This window comes from Winslowiella toletana (assembly GCF_017875465.1).
Taxonomy (GTDB): domain Bacteria; phylum Pseudomonadota; class Gammaproteobacteria; order Enterobacterales; family Enterobacteriaceae; genus Erwinia; species Erwinia toletana.
The window spans coordinates 999,783-1,018,173 of the sequence record NZ_JAGGMQ010000001.1 but is presented as its reverse complement, the minus strand read 5'-3'; the positions used below and the strand labels follow the sequence as shown (position 1 = coordinate 1,018,173).

The following is an 18,391-nucleotide window of genomic DNA, read 5'->3' as shown; positions in this document are numbered from 1 at the left end:
TTGCTTCGGTTATAATCGCATTAACTGCCTGAATTCCTTTACCTTACTCCGGCTAACCGGCACCTGAAAATCCAGATCGCGCAGCTTCAGGATATAGGTGTTGTTAAACCAGGGTTCAATCTCGCGGATCTTACTCAGATTAACGCACCATGAGCGGTGACAGCGGAAGAAATACTCCTCCGGCAGGCGGCTGCAAAATTCAGTGATATTCATCGACATCACATACTCTTCGCGACGCGTATAAACAAAGGTCATTTTTTCATGCGCTTCGGCATAATAGATATCATCAATATCGGTGACGATAATCCGCTCATCTTTCTCTAAATTAATGGTCATCGCGGCATTGCGCGGCGCATGAGCGCCAGCGGTTTGCGCCTGCTGGATCTGCTGGTGGCTGCTCTCCAGCTTATGCAACATGGTGACAATCCGTGACTCATGATACGGCTTCAGAATGTAGTCAAATGCTTCCAGCTCGAAGGCTTCCACCGCATGCTCTTTATACGCGGTGATAAACACAATCAGCGGCTTATGGGCAAACTTACTGATATTCTGCGCCAGCAGCACGCCATCCAGCGACGGAATATTAATATCGAGAAAGATAACGTCGACCTGATGATTTTGCAGGTATTTCAGCACGTCGAGGCCATCATCAAAGCTGGCGGCAATCTTTATCTGGCTATGTTGTTGAATCAGCCAGCTCAGCTCTTGCTGCGCCAGAAACTCATCTTCAACAATAATCGCATTCACAGGCATTTCCCCGATAGCGGCGGTCGGTCAGACCGAAAGTGAGACATTATTCTCAGGCAGTGAACTGCCATTTTTACTGATATAGAAGGCAATTTCGGTGCCAGGATTAAGACGATAGATCTGTAACCCTTCGCCATATAACAGGCGTACGCGGTGATGCACATTCAGCAGGCCGATTTTATTGCCGGGCATTTCATTATTTTCCACCCGCGCGATCACTTCATCACTGATACCGTTGCCGGTATCGCGTACCGAGATACGCACCCGGTCGCCTTGATCCTGTACCGCCAGCACCACCACCCCTTTACCACGACAGGGCTGGATGCCATGCACAATAGCGTTTTCCACTAATGGCTGAATCAACAGGCTGGGGACTTTGCAGGCGACATCTTCGTCAATCTCGTAAATCACCGTCAGCTTATCGCCAAAACGCGCCTGCTCGATGGCGATATAATCTTTCACCTGATACAGCTCTTTTTTAATGTCGATCGCATCGTCGTCGTTCAGCTCAAGGTTATAACGCAGATAGCGCGACAGGTTAATCACCAGCTGCCGTGCAGTGTCCGGATTCAGGCGAATCGACGCCGAGATGGCGTTCAGCGCATTAAACAGAAAGTGGGGGTTAATTTTGCTTTGCAGCGCGCGCAGCTCGGCTTTATTCGCCATCTCGCGCAGCTGTTCGGCACGCGAGACTTCCAGCTGGGTAGAGATAATCTGCGACAGTCCCACCGCCATCTCTTTTAGCGACCAGGTGATACGGTGCGCATGGCGATAGTAAATTTTTAGCGTGCCGGTTACTTCGCCCTGCTCGCGCAGCGGAATCACGATCATGGAGTGAATTTCCGGGGTACGATGGGCCTCATCATTATTTTTAATGATGATTTTGCCGCTGGAGATCGCCAGCGCAGTGGTCGGGCTGATGCCATCGTCGCCGTCGCGATAGTTATGTTCACCAAACCCCACGTAGGCGAGGATCTGGTTTTTATTGGTCATTGCCACGGCATCTGCATCGATATCACTGCGAATAATATCGCACACTTTACGCAACGACTGGCTGTTGACCTGGCGAAACAGCGGCAGGGTTTTGTTAGCGATATCCAGTGCCAGCTTGGCCTGGCGTGCGGCAATCGCCTCTTTTTCTCCTTCGACGCTCTGCACCAGCAGTACGATTAAGCCGATGCATACTGCACCGAGGATCATAGGAATGGCAATTTCTGAGACAATCGCCAGTCCCAGCGATTTAGGTTCCGCCCATACCACAATCAACAGCATGGTCAGCGATTCACACAGCATGCCGCCGAAGATGCCGACGCTCCACTGTTTATCTTTCGCCACTTTAAGATTGATCCAGCCGGAGATAAAACCGGCGGCAATACTGGTAATTAAGCAGGGTACTGAGGTGACGCCATCGATATCGATCAGAAAGCGGTGTACGCCGGCAATCACGCCGGTAGCGATACCGACCCAGGGGCCAAACAGAATACCGCCGGACATCACAGCGATCACCCGCACATTGACCAGCGAGCCATCGACATTGATACCGGTCCAGGTACTGAACAGGGCAAAGAGCGAGAAGATGGCGGTGACCGCAATCAGCTCCTGACGCGAATGCTCATCTTTTTGCAGTAACTGACGAAACTGACGGGTACGGGTCATAAAGAACAGGCTGATAAGCATCAGCGCCGCGCGGTCAAAAACCGCCAGCAGCATATCGAAAATGGATTGCACAGGCATCCCGCAAGGCTAAGGCTGAAGTCCCAATAATAAGGAAACTAACGGTAATGTGCCAGCAAGCACGCAGAAGTGTGGCGGAAAGGCGGTTTAGATCAATTTTGCCCGTAGGGGCGGCGTTTTCGCCGCCCGTGGCTACCTTATCCGCGCAGTTGTGATTTACCCAATGCCGTCAGCACCCCTTCTCCGGCACGGCCAGCAAAATCCACCTCGAAATCATCGGCGGCAAAATCCGGCGGCGAGCGGCCTTCAACAAATGCTGGCCACTGGCGTTGCAGATAAGCCGCATTTTTCTCACACCATGGCGCGGCGGCGATATACATCACATTGCTGTCGAACTCACCCTGATGCTCATTCTCCACTGCATGAATCACATCACAGTGCCAGAAAACGGTGTCACCCGGCTCCATATCAGGAATTGAGGAAATCCTACTCACTAAAAGGGGATGCCATTTTTCGCTGACCGAAAGCGCGCGTCCCGGCGCGGCGCCGCACAGATCGTCTTCGGCGACATCGTCCTGCAACGCGCGCAGCAGAATATAGGCCATCGCGTTGGCCACCGGCAGCAGACGCAGGGTGCCGCCATTTTTGCGCTGCGGTGTCAGCGCGGTCCAGCCCTGAAAGGTGCGGAACATTGAGCAGACAGCAGGGGACGGGAATTCGCGTACTTCAGTGCGCTTTTCGGCATCAAACGGGTTGTACTGCTGCCAGTTGCCGTTAAAAATCTGGCGATAAACATAACGGAAATTCTCATCCAGCCAGCGCTCAATCGAGCCGCCATCAACATGCGGCGACAGTCCGAGGGAGCTGGAGTGGGGTGGACGGCGACGGGTGCGATCGGCATAAGTCACCACCCGCTGCGGGTCAAAATGCTGCACACCGTGGCTTTCACTCAGCCACAAGGCGTTAAGAAACACCTGTACTGCATTCATCCGCGCGTCCTGGCGCGCTTCCACCTGCGGGCTCGACCAGTAGATGCCGTAGATTTGCGGTTTAGCGGCCTGCAGATCGCCAAAGTAGTTATCCTCCGCCGCATGTTTCAGGCGCTCAACGAAGTTATTGCTTTGCAGATAATCGCCCACTTGCTGATTCCACTGACTGGCGCGCTGCCGGGGAAAGACGCCGCGCACAGTACAGCAACCGCGCTGACGAATCTGTTGTTTTTGCTGGACGCTGATGCGACCCTGAATAATGTCTTCAGCCTCCAGCTGTGGCACCGGATGCTCGCCGCTGGCCTGCGCGTTGTGCAGGGCGTTAATCTGCTGTTGCATATCCGCTTCAACCTGGCGGAACACTGCACGGTAATCGGGTAACTCGCGGCGTAGTTTAGTTTTTATCGCGCGGATGGCCGCAGGGATATCGTCGATATGCAGAGATGACATAAGATGTTCTCCAGTTATTGGCAGGGTAAGAAGAGTGTTGTTATATACGGCTCAGTTCCGCGTTTATCACAACGCAAAAAAGCGGAATTAAACAGGGCTGGGTTTAAAATGAAACTTCCCGTTTTAGAGAGAGTGATATGCATCTGACAACCGAGCGGCTGCGGCTAAGCAAATTGCAGCCGGAAGACTGGCAACTGTTTCAGGCGGTGCATAACGATCGGGCGATTATGCGCTGGATCGGCGCGATTCCGACCGTGAGTGATGTGCATCAGCGCTTTAACGAGCGTCTCGCCCCCTGGCAAACCACCAGTTACCATATGCTGTGCCTGGTGATTCGTTTGCAGGCGAGCGGTGAAGCGGTGGGGATGCTCGGCGCCAACCCGTCATGGCTGCCGCATCGTCAGGTGGAAGTCGGCTACTCGCTGCTGACCGCGCACTGGGGCCACGGCTACGCCAGTGAAGCGCTGGCGGCGCTCTGTCAGTTTCTCAGCAACGAGTGTGAGTTTCATAAACTCACCGCCTCGGTGGTGGAGGGCAACTGGGCGTCACGCCGGGTGCTGGAGAAAAATGGTTTTCTGCTGGAAGGCACACTACGGGATAATTATCTGTTACGTGAGCAGTGGGTAAACGATTGGGTATTCGGCCGGCTGAATAACGTCAGTTAAAAAAATTTTATCCTGCCTCTCGACAGGCCGGGAAAGAGTGCGATATGTTCAATCCTCGACCACCACAGTGGTCAGCGTCGCTCGGACGGTCCGGGCGCTTACGTAAATCAGAGGATGCTATGGCTGACAACAGCTCAACTCGCCGTTTTTCCCGTATTGAACGCCTTCCCCCCTATGTTTTTAACATCACTGCTGAACTGAAAATGGCTGCGCGTCGGCGCGGCGAAGATATTATCGATTTCAGTATGGGCAATCCGGATGGCCCCACGCCGCCGCATATCGTGGAAAAACTCTGTACTGTCGCCCAGCGCGAAGATACCCATGGTTATTCAACCTCACGCGGTATTCCGCGTTTACGTCGCGCGATCTCACGCTGGTACGCCGATCGTTATCAGGTGGATATCGATCCTGAATCAGAAGCAATTGTCACCATCGGGTCCAAAGAGGGGCTGGCGCACCTGATGCTGGCGACGCTGGATCATGGCGATACGGTGCTGGTGCCCAATCCCAGCTATCCGATCCATATCTATGGCGCAGTGATTGCCGGTGCGCAGGTGCGTTCGGTGCCGCTGGTGGAAGGCGTCGACTTCTTTAATGAGCTGGAGCGCGCAATCCGCGAAAGCTATCCAAAACCGAAAATGATGGTTCTTGGTTTTCCGTCCAACCCGACGGCGCAGTGCGTTGAACTGGACTTTTTCGAGCGTGTGATTGCGCTGGCGAAACAGTACAACGTGCTGGTGATCCACGATCTGGCGTATGCTGATATTGTCTACGACGGCTGGAAAGCCCCATCGATTATGCAGGTGCCGGGTGCGCGTGATGTGGCGGTGGAGTTCTTTACCCTGTCGAAAAGCTACAATATGGCGGGCTGGCGTATCGGCTTTATGGTCGGTAACAAAGAACTGGTTAATGCGCTGGCGCGAATTAAAAGCTATCACGATTACGGCACGTTCACCCCGCTGCAGGTGGCGGCGATTGCTGCGCTGGAAGGCGATCAGCAGTGCGTGCGTGATATTGCCGAACAGTATAAGCGGCGGCGCGATGTGCTGGTGAAAGGTCTGCACGAAGCAGGCTGGATGGTGGAATTGCCGAAAGCATCAATGTATGTCTGGGCGAAAATTCCCGATCACTATGCGCACTCAGGTTCGCTGGAGTTTGCCAAACATATGCTGCAGGAAGCGAAAGTGTGCGTCTCGCCAGGTATTGGTTTTGGCGATTATGGTGATACCCATGTGCGCTTTGCGCTGATTGAAAACAGCGATCGCATTCGTCAGGCGGTAAGAGGGATTAAAGCGATGTTCCGCGCCGACGGTATTCTGCCGGGAACGGTGAACAGTGCGGAAAATCAGGCTATCTGAAACATTCCCGGGGAGCCGTTTTCGGCTCCCGTTGACACGGGCGGCGAGAACGCCGCCACTGCAAGGTAATGGAGGCTTAATGCCGCCTTTAAACCATCAGCACAAAGGTGCCAACCCAGATCAACAGGAAGAAAGAGATTCCCATTAAAGCGTATTTCACCAGATAACTCCTCTGATCGGCTGCGACAACGGCGATCCCAGACCTGCGCAACACAAACAGAACGGGAGTGAAAGATGTGCTTATTAAGGTGCATCACGCTTTCATCCCGGGTCGCTCCAGGTAACCCGAAGCAGGATCGCGACTAATCTACGCTGAAAGCTCAGCAAAATAAACAGACTTATTCTGCGACACTCTTCACGTTTAATTAACCAGAATATGCGGTACGACTGACATGCCGACGCGCAGGCGTGGAAGGTCCGGCTGGCCGGGTTCCAGCACGATTTTCACCGGCAGGCGCTGAACCACTTTGGTGAAGTTACCGGTGGCGTTATCCGCGGTAATTGCCGAGAACGTGCTGCCGGTGGCGGGCGCTACACTGTCAACATGGCCACGGAACTCCGCGCCGGGCAGGGCATCGACAGTAATGCTGACCGGCAGGCCGCTATGAACATTCGCCAGCTGGGTTTCGAGGAAGTTAGCGATCACATAGCTTTGCTGTAACGGCACCACCGCCAGTAAGCGGGTGCCCGCGGAAACAAATGCGCCCTGACGGACTGCGCGCTGACCCACTGTGCCATTCACCGGTGCGGTGATGCGGGTGTAGGAGAGGTTCAGCTGCGCCTGATCGACGCTGGCCTGAGCCGCGGCAATATCCGCATGCGCCTGTTTGATGCTGGCCTGCAAAATTCCCACTTCTTTATCGGCGGCCACCACTGCGGCCTGATCCTGCTGCACCTGAGCGGCGGCGGAACGCATGGTGGAGCTGGCTTTCTGCTGTTCGTCAGCCGTCGCGGTACCGGTGGTTAACAGACGGCGATAGCGATCGGCATTCTGACCGGCGTAGCTCAGGGTTGCCTGGCTTGAGGTCACCGCTGCGCGCTTCTGATTAATTACCGCCTGCTGCTGTTCCAGCTGGGCTTCAATGCTGGTGAGCCTGGCGTTGCTGATTTGCAGGTTCGCCTCGGCGGTTTCCAGCGCGACCCGATAGTCACGATCGTCGAGCGTTGCCAGCAGATCGCCCGCTTTGACCTGCTGGTTATCGCTGACGTTAACGCTGGCGATATAGCCAGCGATCTTTGGCGCCACCAGCGTGTAATCGGCAGTGATATAAGCATCATTGGTGCGATAGTTATTGCGATGCAGCGTGGACCAGGTAAACAGCGCCATCGTCAGCAGAATGACCAGCAACAGAGCCAGCAGCAGAGTTCGTTTTGCAGGTGTGAAACGCATAATCATTTTCCCGGGGTGTGCGTGACAGGTTGAATAAGGGTTTGTGGCGGCCAGACGCGTTTTGGCAGCCAGGCGGTAAGCAGTACCAACAGGATGGCAAAACTAATCAGCATCAGATAGCTGTCACTGATGCTCAGTACCATCGCCTGATGTTTCACCAGCGTGGCGAAGTGGCCAATATTTTCACTGGAACTGATACTGCCATCGGGCAGCAGCGGCGCTGATGCGCTGGCAGTGGCTGATGACTCGGCGCTCATTAGCCAGGCGCGACTGGCGGCCTGATCGAGCAGGTTATGTGAGTGGATTTTCTCGCGGTGGCTAAGGAAGCACTCCACCAGCGTGCCGGCTGCGACACTGGAGAAACCACGTACGGTATTAAACATCGCTGAAGCAAAAGGGCCTTCTGGCGGCAACACCACGCTGGTGGCGCTCATCAGCACCGGAATAATCATCATCGGCTGACCAAAAGCCTGCATCATCTGGATTAGCCAGAAATTTTCCCGCGCCCAGTCGCTGGTCAGCTGCGCGCCCATCAGACAGGAGCCTGCCATCAGTGCGGCGCCACAGGTCAGTACCCAGCGACAGTCAATCCAGCGCAGATTTAGCAGCGCGGCAATCAGCGGGGCAATAATCAGCTGTGGCAGGCCGATGGTCAGCGCCAGTGGCGCAAACTGCAGGGTGCGGAATCCCTCCACCTGGGCGAAATAAGCGGAAGGCAGCGCCGAACCGGAAAGCGCCACGGTCAGTACCCCGGCCAGCACCAGTAAGCCGTGCGCCAGATTTTTACGCGCCAGCATCTGTAAACGGAACAGCGGCAGCGGATGGAACCATTCATTAATCAGAAACACTATCAGCAGGGCGCAGGCGCTCAGCAGCATGGCGCTGATTAATGGTGAGTTAAACCAGTCAAGTCGTTCGCCCTGCACCAGCGCCATCACCAGCAGCGCCATACCGCTACAACCGGTCAGCATACCAAACAGGTCGATCTGCTTAAGACGTTCAAAGCGGGTGGGATCCTGTGGCAGTCCCCAGCTAATCAGCACCGCAGCGATCAGCATCGGTGGCAGCACCTGCCAGAAAACAAACTGCCAGCCAACCGCATCGGTCCAGAATGACGCCAGTGAAGCGGCCATATTGGGGCCGAAGGTCGCGGTTAAGGCATAGGCGCTTAAACCAAACAGTTTGATCGGCGGCGGCAGAAAGCGCAGGGCGACGGTCATCAGCATCGGCGGCAACGCACCGCCAAAAATCCCCTGTAGCGTCCGCAGAGCTATAAACAGCGGCAGGTCAGTGGCAAACGGCAGCAGTGCGCCAGTCAGCGCAAAGCCAGTTGCCACGCCGACGGTAAAACGTCGTAGCGACAGGGTCACGGCAAACCAGGGGGCAATCATCATTGCCGCGACTTCGGCTGCCTGATATACCGCAATAATCCAGCTGCCCTGGTCAAAGCCGATGCCGAGTGCTGTACGCACGTCCGCCAGCGCGATATCAGTAACGCGATCGTTTAAACCCGAGGTGAGCGCTGCGATCAGCACCCCGACTAAACCCAGCGCCAGGCGCAGAGTAAAAGGATGGGGGACCGGAGCCGCAGCGGGCTGGCCGTTCATAGCAGATGCTCCATAATAAATTCTTATATTTGATGCACTGTATTGCGATGTGATACAGCGACGCGCATATTACATCGCGGTTTAATGTATTGCAATGTGGTACAGGCTGTAAAAAGTGCGCAATTAGCGTTAAAATAATCGCGCCCCGAACAAGGAAGAGAACATCATGTCCGACAACCCTCAACGCAGTGACGATGACAAGGCGGGTGGCATTCAGGTCATTACGCGTGCGGCGAAAATCCTCAATGTTTTAGGTGAGCAGCCCAATGGCATGAGCCTTGGCGAGATCGCCCATGCGGTGGATTTGCCGCGTTCTACGGTACAACGCATCGTCGCGGCGCTGGATTCAGTACAGATGATCCGTATTCAGGGAGCAGGCGGCGTACGTCTTGGACCGGCGCTGCTGCGTTTAATCTCTGGCGTACATACTGACGTGGTGGATATTGCGCGGCCTAATTTGCAGGCGTTATCTGATGCGACCGGTGAGACGGTGGCATTATCGCGAGCCAGTGGGACTCAGCTGGCGATTGTGCATTATGTGGTCGCCGAGGGGGAGTTGCGCGTGGTGCCGCGTCTGGGACTGAATCTTCCGCTCTACAGCACCTCCGGCGGTCGCGCCTTGCTGGCGCTGGAGAGTGATGAAGATGTCGGTACTTTAGTCGGCGAAGCCTTCCCGGCGATGACCGAAAACACGGTTAAAGCACTGCCTGAGTTACTGGCGCATCTGAAAGAGGTGCGAAAAACCGGCGTCTCTTACGACCGTGGAGAAACCCTTGAGGGAATTTCCACGATGGCGGTGGCGATTGATACCGTACTGGGACGCTTCTGTATTTCTCTGCTGGTGCCCTGCACACGTTTTCAGAAGCATGAAGTGCGTTATCGTGCTGAAATCCTGAAATGCAAAGAGGCCATGACGCGTGAGATTGGCAAAATCACTGCCCGCGATTAATCGGAGAAAAAAATGAAGACGCTGTTAGTTGCTGTCGATAATTCTGTTGTGGCCCGTAAGGTGGTTGCGCTGGCGATTGAGCAGGCGCTGGCGCAGCAGGCTGAGGTGATGGTGGTGTGCTGCGTGGATACCAGCTATTCCGCAGGCAGTGCGCCGCTGGAGATTACTGCCGGTGAAGATCCGGCCGATTTTGGCGTCGCTCAGGATGAGCAAAATACCGCAGAAGCGGTGGTGCGTCATGCGCTGGCGGAGTTGCTGCGCGCCGGGGTGAACGCGCGTGGCCGCGTGATTGCCGGTGAATCCGCCGAAACGATTGTGGCGCAGGCCAATGAGCTGAGTGCGGCAATGATTATTATGGGGCGTCGCCATCTGTCGCCGTTTAATCGTTTATTAAAAGGGTCGGTCAGCGCAGCGGTGATTGAGCGCGCGCACTGCCCGGTGCTGGTGGATGTGCGCGCCGACTAACCTGATAACTGGAAACTGTTTTGAATAACCCAACGATTATCCCTTCGCTTATCGCCTTGCTGGTTCTGTCTCTGATGGCGCTGCTGCTGGTAAAAAAAGGCAAAATCAAACGCCGGATGGCGGTGCTGATGGTGATTGCCCCACTGCTGGCGGGCAATATTATCTGGCTGGGCTGGATTTATCCGCAACAACAGCAGGCGGCAAAAATTGCCGCCGCGCAACAGCAACTGGCGGCTACGCCAACCTATCGCGTGATTAAACAGCAGCAACCCGCACTGTATAAGCAGCTGAATGATGAGCTGCTGGCCGCGGTGCGCGAGGGCACGCCGACCGCGCGCGCCATTGGTCAGCTGCGCCCGTTGCTGGCGGATCTGCTCAACCAGCGTATTGGCCGCGCGGAAGACAACAGTATTATCAGCTATATGCAGCTTTCAGTGCGCCAGATGCAGAGCCTGCGTCAGCAGTCCGGTGCGCTCTGTTTTAAGTTTCTGTTTCCGCAAATCAGTGGCGGGGTCAATACCGAGGAGGTATTGCCGTTAGCATTGCAACAGCAGGATCTGCAACAGATGGAAGCGCTGTTAAAAGCCAGTAACGGACCGGATAAGCCGATAGATTTAGCTGAATCGCGCCGCAGCCTGCAAGTGATTGTACGATCGCTGTATGCCAAATGGGGCGCTGAGCTGCAATTACTCAATGCGCCAACCGACAGTCGCGTTGATCAAAGCCATATGTGCGATATGACCATCGATCTGTATCAGGCGATATTGGCACTTCCGACCAAACAATCCGCCAACGTTTTACGTATGATGCTCAGCGCCAACGCCGGATAACCGACATAAAAAAGCCCGCTCGCCGCGGGCATAAATCAGTCAAGCCATTGTAATTATGTTAATAAACCTGGTGTGGCACAGACAACCTTTGTTTGTCTGAATGCATAATGTCATCAGTATGCGGATAGCACTATTCGTTTAAGTGAATCGATTCAATTGGTAAAAGATTATAGTTGCGGAAGCAATTAAGCCTCATTCCGATTGCTGACTTCGGCTGGATTGCTATCATGCCGCATCAAAATGAGGAAAAGTGATGAAGATCAAGATTGTCAGCGCACTGACGCTGCTTTTATTAGCTGGCTGTACTTCCAGCAAACCAGGTGCTTTTGAAAAGATCGATGAAGACCCGCTATCAAATACCGTGCAGTACCGTTTTAATCCCGAGAAAGTTAATCGTGATGCAATGCTGAACGATCTTTCCACTTACTGCGGAAACCGTGGCTTTGATATTGCCGAGCCGTTACCGGAGCAGGACAGTCATCTGCCGGGATTAAAGAAAGTATGGTATCAGTGCAACTATAGCATTAAAGGCTGACCGGGCTTTTTATTGCTGAGCCGATAATGCGCAAAAAAAAATGGGCAGGAAAATTCCCGCCCAATGTTTTTCTACTCTTTCTTATATTGCTGTGTGCAGGCTTTGCCTGTTACTACCCTATGGGGAGTGTTGCATTCCCATATTCTTCTTAAATTCGGTTATTACCAGCCACGATGGTGACCGCCGCCATGACTGTGTCCATATCCGCCACCGCCGCCATGCCAGCCGCTATCATGATGACCAGGGGCAACAATACAACCACTTAGCATTGTCATCAGCGCAATCACTGAAACCGCTTTAATTATTGTTTTCATGGTTTACATCCTTTCTCTTTTTCAATGACTACAACTTTACAAGAGAAAAGTGGAGGAATAATGCCGGCTTTGTAGAGTTATTTAATAAGGTATTAATAAATATTTCAGAGATGCATTCTCATTAGCAGGAAGAGAATGAAAAAAATAAGAATCGACTGAATGCGAGACCATAATAAATGGATTTTTCCGAAAAGCAATAAAAATAAGATTATCATTCTCAGTTAGCCAGATCCACAGTATGTCCTCCCCGGGCTGGTTAAGAACTGGGGACAATATATCCCCCGCAGTGGCACATCAGCTGGCAGGAGGAAGCCCCATCAGATTAATTTCATCAATGTGCCGTTTGTTCAGATTGATGGTGCATTGATCGATATACGACTGATAATCATAAGCGTCCTCGTCAAGTTCGCTGGCGATGGCAAGACAGAGTTTGTCCCGGTATTTTTTCCACTCCTTTTGCGCCTCAAGAAATCGTTTGCTGTAGACATCCCCTGACGTCTCTTTTGCATCCTCTTTGCCATTAAAAGGGCCAATGTTATTGGCTTTTATTCGTTTGTTGGTTTCTGCAATTAAGGCGTCCACTTTATTTGTGCTTTGTTGTCTGTCCTCTGCCAGACAGTTATAAGCCAGTGCAATACTCTGTTCTTTTTTAAAGCAGCTATCTCTTTCTTCTCCCCATGAAAGTTCCCCCTTTGAGGCTAGTGGGAAGATGTTGAGGAATAGCAATGCTAAAAGTCTTTTACTCATTGCAGATACCTTATTCTGTTTCTGTGTTTTTCGAATGTCATATACACCGGGTCATTTTCTATATGGGATATCAATTCTTTTTTCCCTTTTATCGCAGCTTCGAACAACCCGCTGACATTGTGAACACCCTGATAGAAAATATCGACAATAACATCTCTTATTTTCTGATCCAGCGAATCCCATTGAGGGGCTTGCGGTATGTTGCGGGATAAACGTTTGTACAGGCTTACAGTCTCGCCCAGTTTTACAGAGTAGACAATTTCAAACAGCCAGATTTGCTGATAATGGGTAATTTCGCCTACCAGGGGCCCGAAGACCTTTACAAACTGACCCGCCTGATGACCTTTCAGAAATGCTGCTTTCGAACACAGCACCGCTTTGTACTCCTCGATTTTTGCCTGCCGCAGCGTGGCAAAAATTTCTCCTCTACTACGACTACCCATATCGTACCCCCGGCCCAGCGTAACACCAGAGTTACCGGCTTGTGGCCATTGCAGAATACGTGAAAAATTGGGCGTCCGGCGCTGCCTGAATGGTTCGACAGCAGTAATATAATCAACTCCTTCAGCATCGAAAGTAAGCTGACCGTGCTGAACCGAGAGACCGCCATTTTTGTGTTGAGGTCGCCAGTGTGGAGAAGTCGCGTTATTTAGCGCCTCTATAAACCAGCTGTCCAGCGGAGAAACAATTCCGGATGGATGCATATTCAGCAAGCGTTGATACCAGCGGATGGCCTCAATAGTTGCCTGATTGCACTGGCCATTAACGTCAAGTGTGCGGCCTGTCGCCTGCCGGTAACCTGCATTTATCATTAAATGCTGCAATGCTTTTATATCGCCCGGGTTGCTGGTGGCGCATGCTCCTGCAGACGTTGAAAGACGAAATACTCGGGGCGAGGGGAAGTGTTGATGAACCATCTGGCTTTCCTTTTCCTTAGCCGCATGATGAGATGCGGTATTGTCCTGAGGACACTTATTTCATCCTGAAATAAGCTATGCATATTAGTTAAGTTAAATATTAAAACGGTCGTCTTAAGGTGAAAATATTTCTTATCACGCTCATTATATTTATATTTCTTAATGGTTAAGAGTATTGAACGCGATGACTATATTTCATCTCGCCGAAAATTACATATGGATTTTATATTCTGTTTAAATTTTTGTGATCGTGGCCGCATCGGTTTTATAACCTTATCCGCAGGACATCAGCGGCTATTACCTTTTCTGCTATCTGCATGCCGTTTTGGCTGTTCCCGGTAACTGCCCTATAGTAGAAAACCGCGCACGCCAGCGCGGCGAGCATCAGATTGCGACTACAGTTAATCATTTCAGTCATTATGCAGCGAATAACGAGGGGAAATATGAGTTATCAGGTTGAAACCGTGCTGCCGCTTCAGGCGGAACTGGGTGAATGTCCGCTATGGTCGGTGGAGCAGCAGGCGCTATGGCTGGTGGATATTCTGGCGCCAGCAATCTATCGCTATCATCCCGAAAGCGGCGATCTGCAGACCTTTCCACTCACTGAGGAGGTCGGCTGCATCGGCTTGCGCGCCAGCGGCGGCATTGTGGCGGCGTTACGCAGCGGTGTCTGGTTGCTGGATAAGCAGGGTAAGATTGAGAAGAAAGTTGCCGACAATCCCGGTGAAGCCAGTAAAAGCCGCTTTAATGACGGACGTGTCGATCGCTTTGGCCGCTTCTGGTGTGGCAGCCTGTGGGAGCCACAGGATCGTAATGGCGGCAAACTTTGCCGCCTGAATGCCCGGCTGCAACTTGAAGTGATGGCGGAAGATGTGATGATCTCCAATGGTCTGGCTTTTTCTGCCGATCGTCGCTGGATGTATCACAGTGATACGCCGAATGCGGTGTTGTATCGCTATCCTGTCGATCCGCACAGCGGGGAAGTGGGCGAGCGTAAAGTATTTAAGCGCTTCGATCCTGAGCAGGGCGGTTTGCCGGATGGCGCAGCGGTGGATAGCGAAGGTTATTACTGGTCGGCGTTATTTGATGGCGGCCGCGTGGTGCGCATCCATCCGCAAACTGCCGAGATTGTTGATGAGATTCTGCTGCCGGTGCGCTGGCCAACCATGGTGGCATTTGGCGGCGCGGATTTAAAAACCCTGTATATCACCAGTTCACGCGAAAACCGTAGTGAAGAGGAGCTGGCGCGTTATCCGCAGTCCGGTAATCTGTTTGCGGTGCGGGTGGCGGTGGCTGGCGTAGCGGAACCGCTGTTTATTGCTGAACAGTAAATATTGCTGGCGGAAGTGCTAAGCGATACTTTAATCGGCGGGATAATTCCCGCTGATAACTATTAATATATTTTTATATTTGCAAAATTTATATTTGCCGTCTGCAAAAAATAAACGGCTTAAAATCACGCTATAAAAGATGATTAAAGATAATTTCTGCGTCGCCGATATTACTGCTGTACCTTTGTCTGGGAGGGGAGCTCAGCGAAATCAGAGGGTAACTTAACGGCAGATACTCAGGTTTAAAATTACATTATCATTTTTTAGAGGCGGTAACCGTATGAACTTTATCAATAACGTCCGTATCAGACGTATGATACTCACCATTCTGGTGGTATTTACGCTTTTATGGGGCGGTGTATCTGTATTCTCGCTATATTCCCTTAATAATATGACCGGGGAAATTGAGTTAACTAACATTCAGCAATTAAATGGCGATATTATTAATGGCGCCAGCGATCGTTATTATAAAGTTGCGATGAATATGAATGGTATCGTCTCTTCCGGTGCCGAAAGTGATCCTGCCCGACTGGAAGAAGCGACAAAGGATGTCGACTTTCTGAAACAAGGGCTGGCGCAGTTCAAAGTCACCGATCATGCCAATATCGACAGCAACTCGATTGATGATATCTACAACAGTTCTTTGCAGCTTTATACCGAAGCGATTGTGCCGATGCTGGATGCGGCCAGAAAGCACGACCGCGCGACTCATGACAAACTGTTCAGCGAGAAATTTAACCCGCTGCGCCTGAAATTCAGTACTGCTATCGAAAAATACAACCAGACCATCAGTACGCTGAAGGCCAGTGCTCAGGTGCGTATTCTGGCATGGGTTTACTGGTGCAAAGTGATATTGGTGATTGCGATGGTGATCGGCGTAGTGGTGCTGATTGCCACCGATCGCTACCTTGCGATGCTGATGGGACAACGTCTGGAGAGAGTTAAGGCGCACCTGCAAAAACTGTCTAATGGTGAGCTGGATACCAGCCTTGAGGATATGGGGCGTAATGAAGTAGGGCAACTTATTCCCTTTGTCAGCACCATGCAGGGCAACTGGGTAAAAACCGTCGGTGAAATCCGCCAGGCTGCCAGCGAAATCTATCAGGGCAGCAGCGAAATTGCCGCAGGCAACACTGACCTATCCTCACGCACCGAAGAGCAGGCCGCAGCCCTCAGCCAGACCGCCGCCAGCATGGAGCAACTCGGTGCGGTAGTGAAGCAGAATGCGGATAATGCCCATCAGGCCAGTACCCTGGCGCAGGATGCCTCGAAAGCAGCCAACAATGGCGGCGAGGTAATGAAGGCGGTTAACCACAGTATGCAGAGCATCAGTCAGAGTTCACGAAAAATTTCTGACATTATCAGCGTTATTGACAGTATCGCTTTCCAGACCAATATCCTCGCGCTGAATGCGGCAGTTGAAGCCGCGCGTGCCGGTGAGCAGGGACGTGGCTTTGCGGTCGTGGCCAGCGAAGTGCGTAATCTTGCACAGCGTAGCGCATCGGCGGCGAAAGAGATTAAAACGCTGATTGATGAGTCAGTGGTTAATGTGACCACCGGCCATCAGCAAGTGGAGCTTGCCAGCAAATCGATGGAGAACATCCTGAAATCAGTGACCAACGTTACGGATATCATGACAGAAATTGCCTCGGCTTCCAGTGAGCAGAGCAAGGGTATTTCGCAGGTTGGCGTGGCGATTACCCAGATGGATGGCGTAACACAACAGAACGCCTCGCTGGTTGAAGAGTCTTCGGCAACCTCATCTTCACTTGAAGATCAGGCTCATCATCTGAACGAAGTGGTCGCGGTGTTTAAACTGCCGGGAAGCACCAACGTTGCTACGGCGCGGCGGGAAAAGAAACCAGCGGCGAAGCAGAGCTATGTAAAAGCAGGAAATCAGGACTGGGCATCGTTCTGACAGCAAAAAGGCCTCGTAATGAGGCCTTTTTTAATGCTGGTGTAAAACTCAGGCTTCGCTGTGTTTATACGCCGCTTTCACTTTTGCTGGCTGATGTGGCAGGCGAATGGTGCTGGAGAGTATCAGTGAAATCACCAGCAGGGTCATAATCAGGCTGAAGGTCACGGTAAAGCCACCAAACAGTGAAGCAATCAGTGAACCCATCACGCTACCGATACCAAAGCCGAGGTAAATCACGCCATAGTTTTTGGTCAGGTTATTCAGGCCAAAGAAGTCACTGACCAGCGATGGGTAGACGGTAATGGTGCCGCCAAAGCTAAAGGCGACGCAGGCAATCGAGATAAAGAAGGTGGTTTCATTCATGCTGGTAAACAGCAGGATACTCATACCGGCCAGCGAGACCACCTGCGCCAGCGTAATCACCCGGATACGCGCCATTTTATCTGACAGTACACCCAGAATCAGACGTCCGCTCAGATTGGCAATGGCGATAATGGTTACCGCATTGGCTGCCGTCTGGGTGCTGAGGTGCACCAGGCTTTCACCGATATCTTTCGCCACCCCAATCACATACAGACCACTCATACAGGCTGTCAGGAACATCAGCGCCAGCATCCAGTATTGCGGCTGACGCATGGATTCGGCCAGTGAAAAATCACGCACGTTTTCGGCGCTTTTAGCACTGTTTATCTGCTGTTTTGGTGCGTCTTTCATCAGCATCGCGCCAGCAATAATCAGCGCCATCGCCATCCCACCCCAGATAATAAAGGTAGTTTCCAGGCTGTTTACGCTCAGCAGATAGCTACAGATAAATTTAAATCCGAGGCTGCCCAGACCGTAGGCGCCAATCGCACAGGCGGAGATCAGGCCTTTACGTTCCGGGAACCACTTCACGCAGTTGGAGAGGGTGATCAGATAGCCTGCGCCATCGGCCAGACCGACCAGTAAACCGGCGCTGAACCACAACATATACAGATTACTGGAGTGGGCGGTCAGGAAGAAGCCCACCGCCATCAGTAAACCCGCGCCGATAGTGACATTGCGTACACCAAAGCGTTCCTGCAACTTACCGGCTACTGAGGAGGCAAGAGCCAGACCGAGGCTCAGTAAGCCGAATGAGAAAGCCACCTGGCTGACCGGCGCATCAAGTTTATGCGCCAGCGGGCTATTGAACAGGCTCCAGGTATACACCGAACCCAGCGCGAACTGAGTAACAATGGTGCCGAAAAGCGTTAGCCAGCGTACATGATTCTGCGGATTCACTGTGGTTTGCGTGCTCATAACTATTCTCCCGGTGGGGAATGCTGAAATTGCAGTAATGATATGAGCTGGCCGCAGAAAACAGGGGAATTCGGCATGAACTGACGCAGTGACGGAATGAATTGCATTGAAAACGGCATTAACGGCATTGAAATGAATTTACTGGCGTGAAATGCAGTGGGGATGGGGGGTACCGGTATAAATGAATGTTATCTTTTTGTAGCATGCAGGTGGGCTTTTTCAGC

18 protein-coding genes are annotated in these 18,391 nt (G+C 52.4%); 8 read left to right on the top strand and 10 right to left on the bottom strand.

The window, feature by feature from the left end:
• Positions 1 to 9: 9 nt before the first annotated feature.
• The 3 genes from J2125_RS04750 to J2125_RS04740 all read right to left on the bottom strand — a co-directional run bounded on the left by J2125_RS04750 (position 10) and on the right by J2125_RS04740 (position 3,860).
• Positions 10 to 747, bottom strand: a complete 738-nt coding sequence (locus J2125_RS04750) for a LytR/AlgR family response regulator transcription factor (protein WP_026112015.1) — start codon at positions 745 to 747, stop codon at positions 10 to 12.
• Between the two features lie 27 nt (positions 748 to 774).
• Entirely contained in the window at positions 775 to 2,457 is a 1,683-nt protein-coding gene (locus J2125_RS04745) for a LytS/YhcK type 5TM receptor domain-containing protein (RefSeq protein ID WP_040462562.1), read from the bottom strand.
• 161 nt (positions 2,458 to 2,618) lie between these two features.
• Positions 2,619 to 3,860 carry a DUF1479 domain-containing protein gene (locus J2125_RS04740; RefSeq protein ID WP_017803316.1) on the bottom strand — a complete coding sequence of 414 codons (1,242 nt, stop codon included), beginning with the start codon at positions 3,858 to 3,860 and terminating at the stop codon, positions 2,619 to 2,621.
• A 137-nt stretch (positions 3,861 to 3,997) separates the two neighbouring features.
• Between J2125_RS04740 and J2125_RS04735 the strand changes: the two genes are divergently transcribed.
• Both J2125_RS04735 and alaC read left to right on the top strand, forming a co-directional pair.
• Positions 3,998 to 4,525 carry a GNAT family N-acetyltransferase gene (locus J2125_RS04735; RefSeq protein WP_017803317.1) on the top strand — a complete coding sequence of 176 codons (528 nt, stop codon included), beginning with the start codon at positions 3,998 to 4,000 and terminating at the stop codon, positions 4,523 to 4,525.
• Between the two features lie 119 nt (positions 4,526 to 4,644).
• The gene (gene alaC, locus J2125_RS04730; RefSeq protein WP_017803318.1) at positions 4,645 to 5,883 is read left to right on the top strand and encodes an alanine transaminase; all 1,239 of its coding nucleotides are present in this window, start codon (positions 4,645 to 4,647) and stop codon (positions 5,881 to 5,883) included.
• A gap of 88 nt (positions 5,884 to 5,971) precedes the next feature.
• On the opposite strand, the gene ypdK is transcribed toward alaC, so the two are convergent.
• The 3 genes from ypdK to J2125_RS04715 form a co-directional block, all read right to left on the bottom strand.
• Positions 5,972 to 6,043 (bottom strand): membrane protein YpdK, encoded by a 72-nt coding sequence (gene ypdK / locus J2125_RS04725; protein ID WP_100229662.1) that lies wholly within the window; start codon positions 6,041 to 6,043, stop codon positions 5,972 to 5,974.
• 201 nt (positions 6,044 to 6,244) lie between these two features.
• Positions 6,245 to 7,273 (bottom strand): HlyD family secretion protein, encoded by a 1,029-nt coding sequence (locus tag J2125_RS04720; RefSeq protein ID WP_026112017.1) that lies wholly within the window; start codon positions 7,271 to 7,273, stop codon positions 6,245 to 6,247.
• A gap of 2 nt (positions 7,274 to 7,275) precedes the next feature.
• The gene (locus J2125_RS04715; protein WP_017803320.1) at positions 7,276 to 8,880 is read right to left on the bottom strand and encodes an MFS transporter; all 1,605 of its coding nucleotides are present in this window, start codon (positions 8,878 to 8,880) and stop codon (positions 7,276 to 7,278) included.
• A gap of 166 nt (positions 8,881 to 9,046) precedes the next feature.
• Between J2125_RS04715 and J2125_RS04710 the strand changes: the two genes are divergently transcribed.
• The 4 genes from J2125_RS04710 (at position 9,047) to J2125_RS04695 (ending at position 11,659) form a co-directional block, all read left to right on the top strand.
• The gene (locus J2125_RS04710; RefSeq protein ID WP_017803321.1) at positions 9,047 to 9,829 is read left to right on the top strand and encodes an IclR family transcriptional regulator; all 783 of its coding nucleotides are present in this window, start codon (positions 9,047 to 9,049) and stop codon (positions 9,827 to 9,829) included.
• A gap of 12 nt (positions 9,830 to 9,841) precedes the next feature.
• Positions 9,842 to 10,294: a universal stress protein gene (locus tag J2125_RS04705; protein ID WP_017803322.1), complete on the top strand. Its 453-nt coding sequence runs from the start codon at positions 9,842 to 9,844 to the stop codon at positions 10,292 to 10,294.
• A gap of 20 nt (positions 10,295 to 10,314) precedes the next feature.
• Positions 10,315 to 11,124: a hypothetical protein gene (locus J2125_RS04700; RefSeq protein ID WP_017803323.1), complete on the top strand. Its 810-nt coding sequence runs from the start codon at positions 10,315 to 10,317 to the stop codon at positions 11,122 to 11,124.
• A 253-nt stretch (positions 11,125 to 11,377) separates the two neighbouring features.
• Positions 11,378 to 11,659: a hypothetical protein gene (locus tag J2125_RS04695; RefSeq protein ID WP_017803324.1), complete on the top strand. Its 282-nt coding sequence runs from the start codon at positions 11,378 to 11,380 to the stop codon at positions 11,657 to 11,659.
• Between the two features lie 161 nt (positions 11,660 to 11,820).
• Here the strand turns inward: J2125_RS04695 and J2125_RS04690 are convergent, their stop codons facing one another.
• From J2125_RS04690 to J2125_RS04680, 3 genes are all read right to left on the bottom strand, one after another.
• A complete protein-coding gene (locus J2125_RS04690; protein ID WP_017803325.1) occupies positions 11,821 to 11,973 on the bottom strand; it encodes a hypothetical protein in 153 nt (50 codons plus the stop codon).
• 294 nt (positions 11,974 to 12,267) lie between these two features.
• Positions 12,268 to 12,720, bottom strand: coding sequence for a lysozyme inhibitor LprI family protein (locus tag J2125_RS04685; RefSeq protein WP_017803326.1), 453 nt, complete (start codon positions 12,718 to 12,720; stop codon positions 12,268 to 12,270).
• The gene (locus tag J2125_RS04680) at positions 12,717 to 13,637 is read right to left on the bottom strand and encodes a lysozyme family protein (protein WP_017803327.1); all 921 of its coding nucleotides are present in this window, start codon (positions 13,635 to 13,637) and stop codon (positions 12,717 to 12,719) included. Before J2125_RS04680 ends, J2125_RS04685 begins: the two co-directional genes overlap by 4 nt.
• Before the next feature lie 443 nt (positions 13,638 to 14,080).
• On the opposite strand from J2125_RS04680, the gene J2125_RS04675 reads away from it, so the two are divergent.
• Entirely contained in the window at positions 14,081 to 14,968 is an 888-nt protein-coding gene (locus J2125_RS04675; RefSeq protein ID WP_017803329.1) for an SMP-30/gluconolactonase/LRE family protein, read from the top strand.
• A gap of 280 nt (positions 14,969 to 15,248) precedes the next feature.
• Positions 15,249 to 16,886 carry a methyl-accepting chemotaxis protein gene (locus J2125_RS04670; RefSeq protein ID WP_209499469.1) on the top strand — a complete coding sequence of 546 codons (1,638 nt, stop codon included), beginning with the start codon at positions 15,249 to 15,251 and terminating at the stop codon, positions 16,884 to 16,886.
• Between the two features lie 48 nt (positions 16,887 to 16,934).
• Here the strand turns inward: J2125_RS04670 and J2125_RS04665 are convergent, their stop codons facing one another.
• Positions 16,935 to 18,167, bottom strand: coding sequence for an L-lactate MFS transporter (locus tag J2125_RS04665; RefSeq protein ID WP_017803331.1), 1,233 nt, complete (start codon positions 18,165 to 18,167; stop codon positions 16,935 to 16,937).
• Between the last annotated feature and the right edge of the window lie 224 nt (positions 18,168 to 18,391).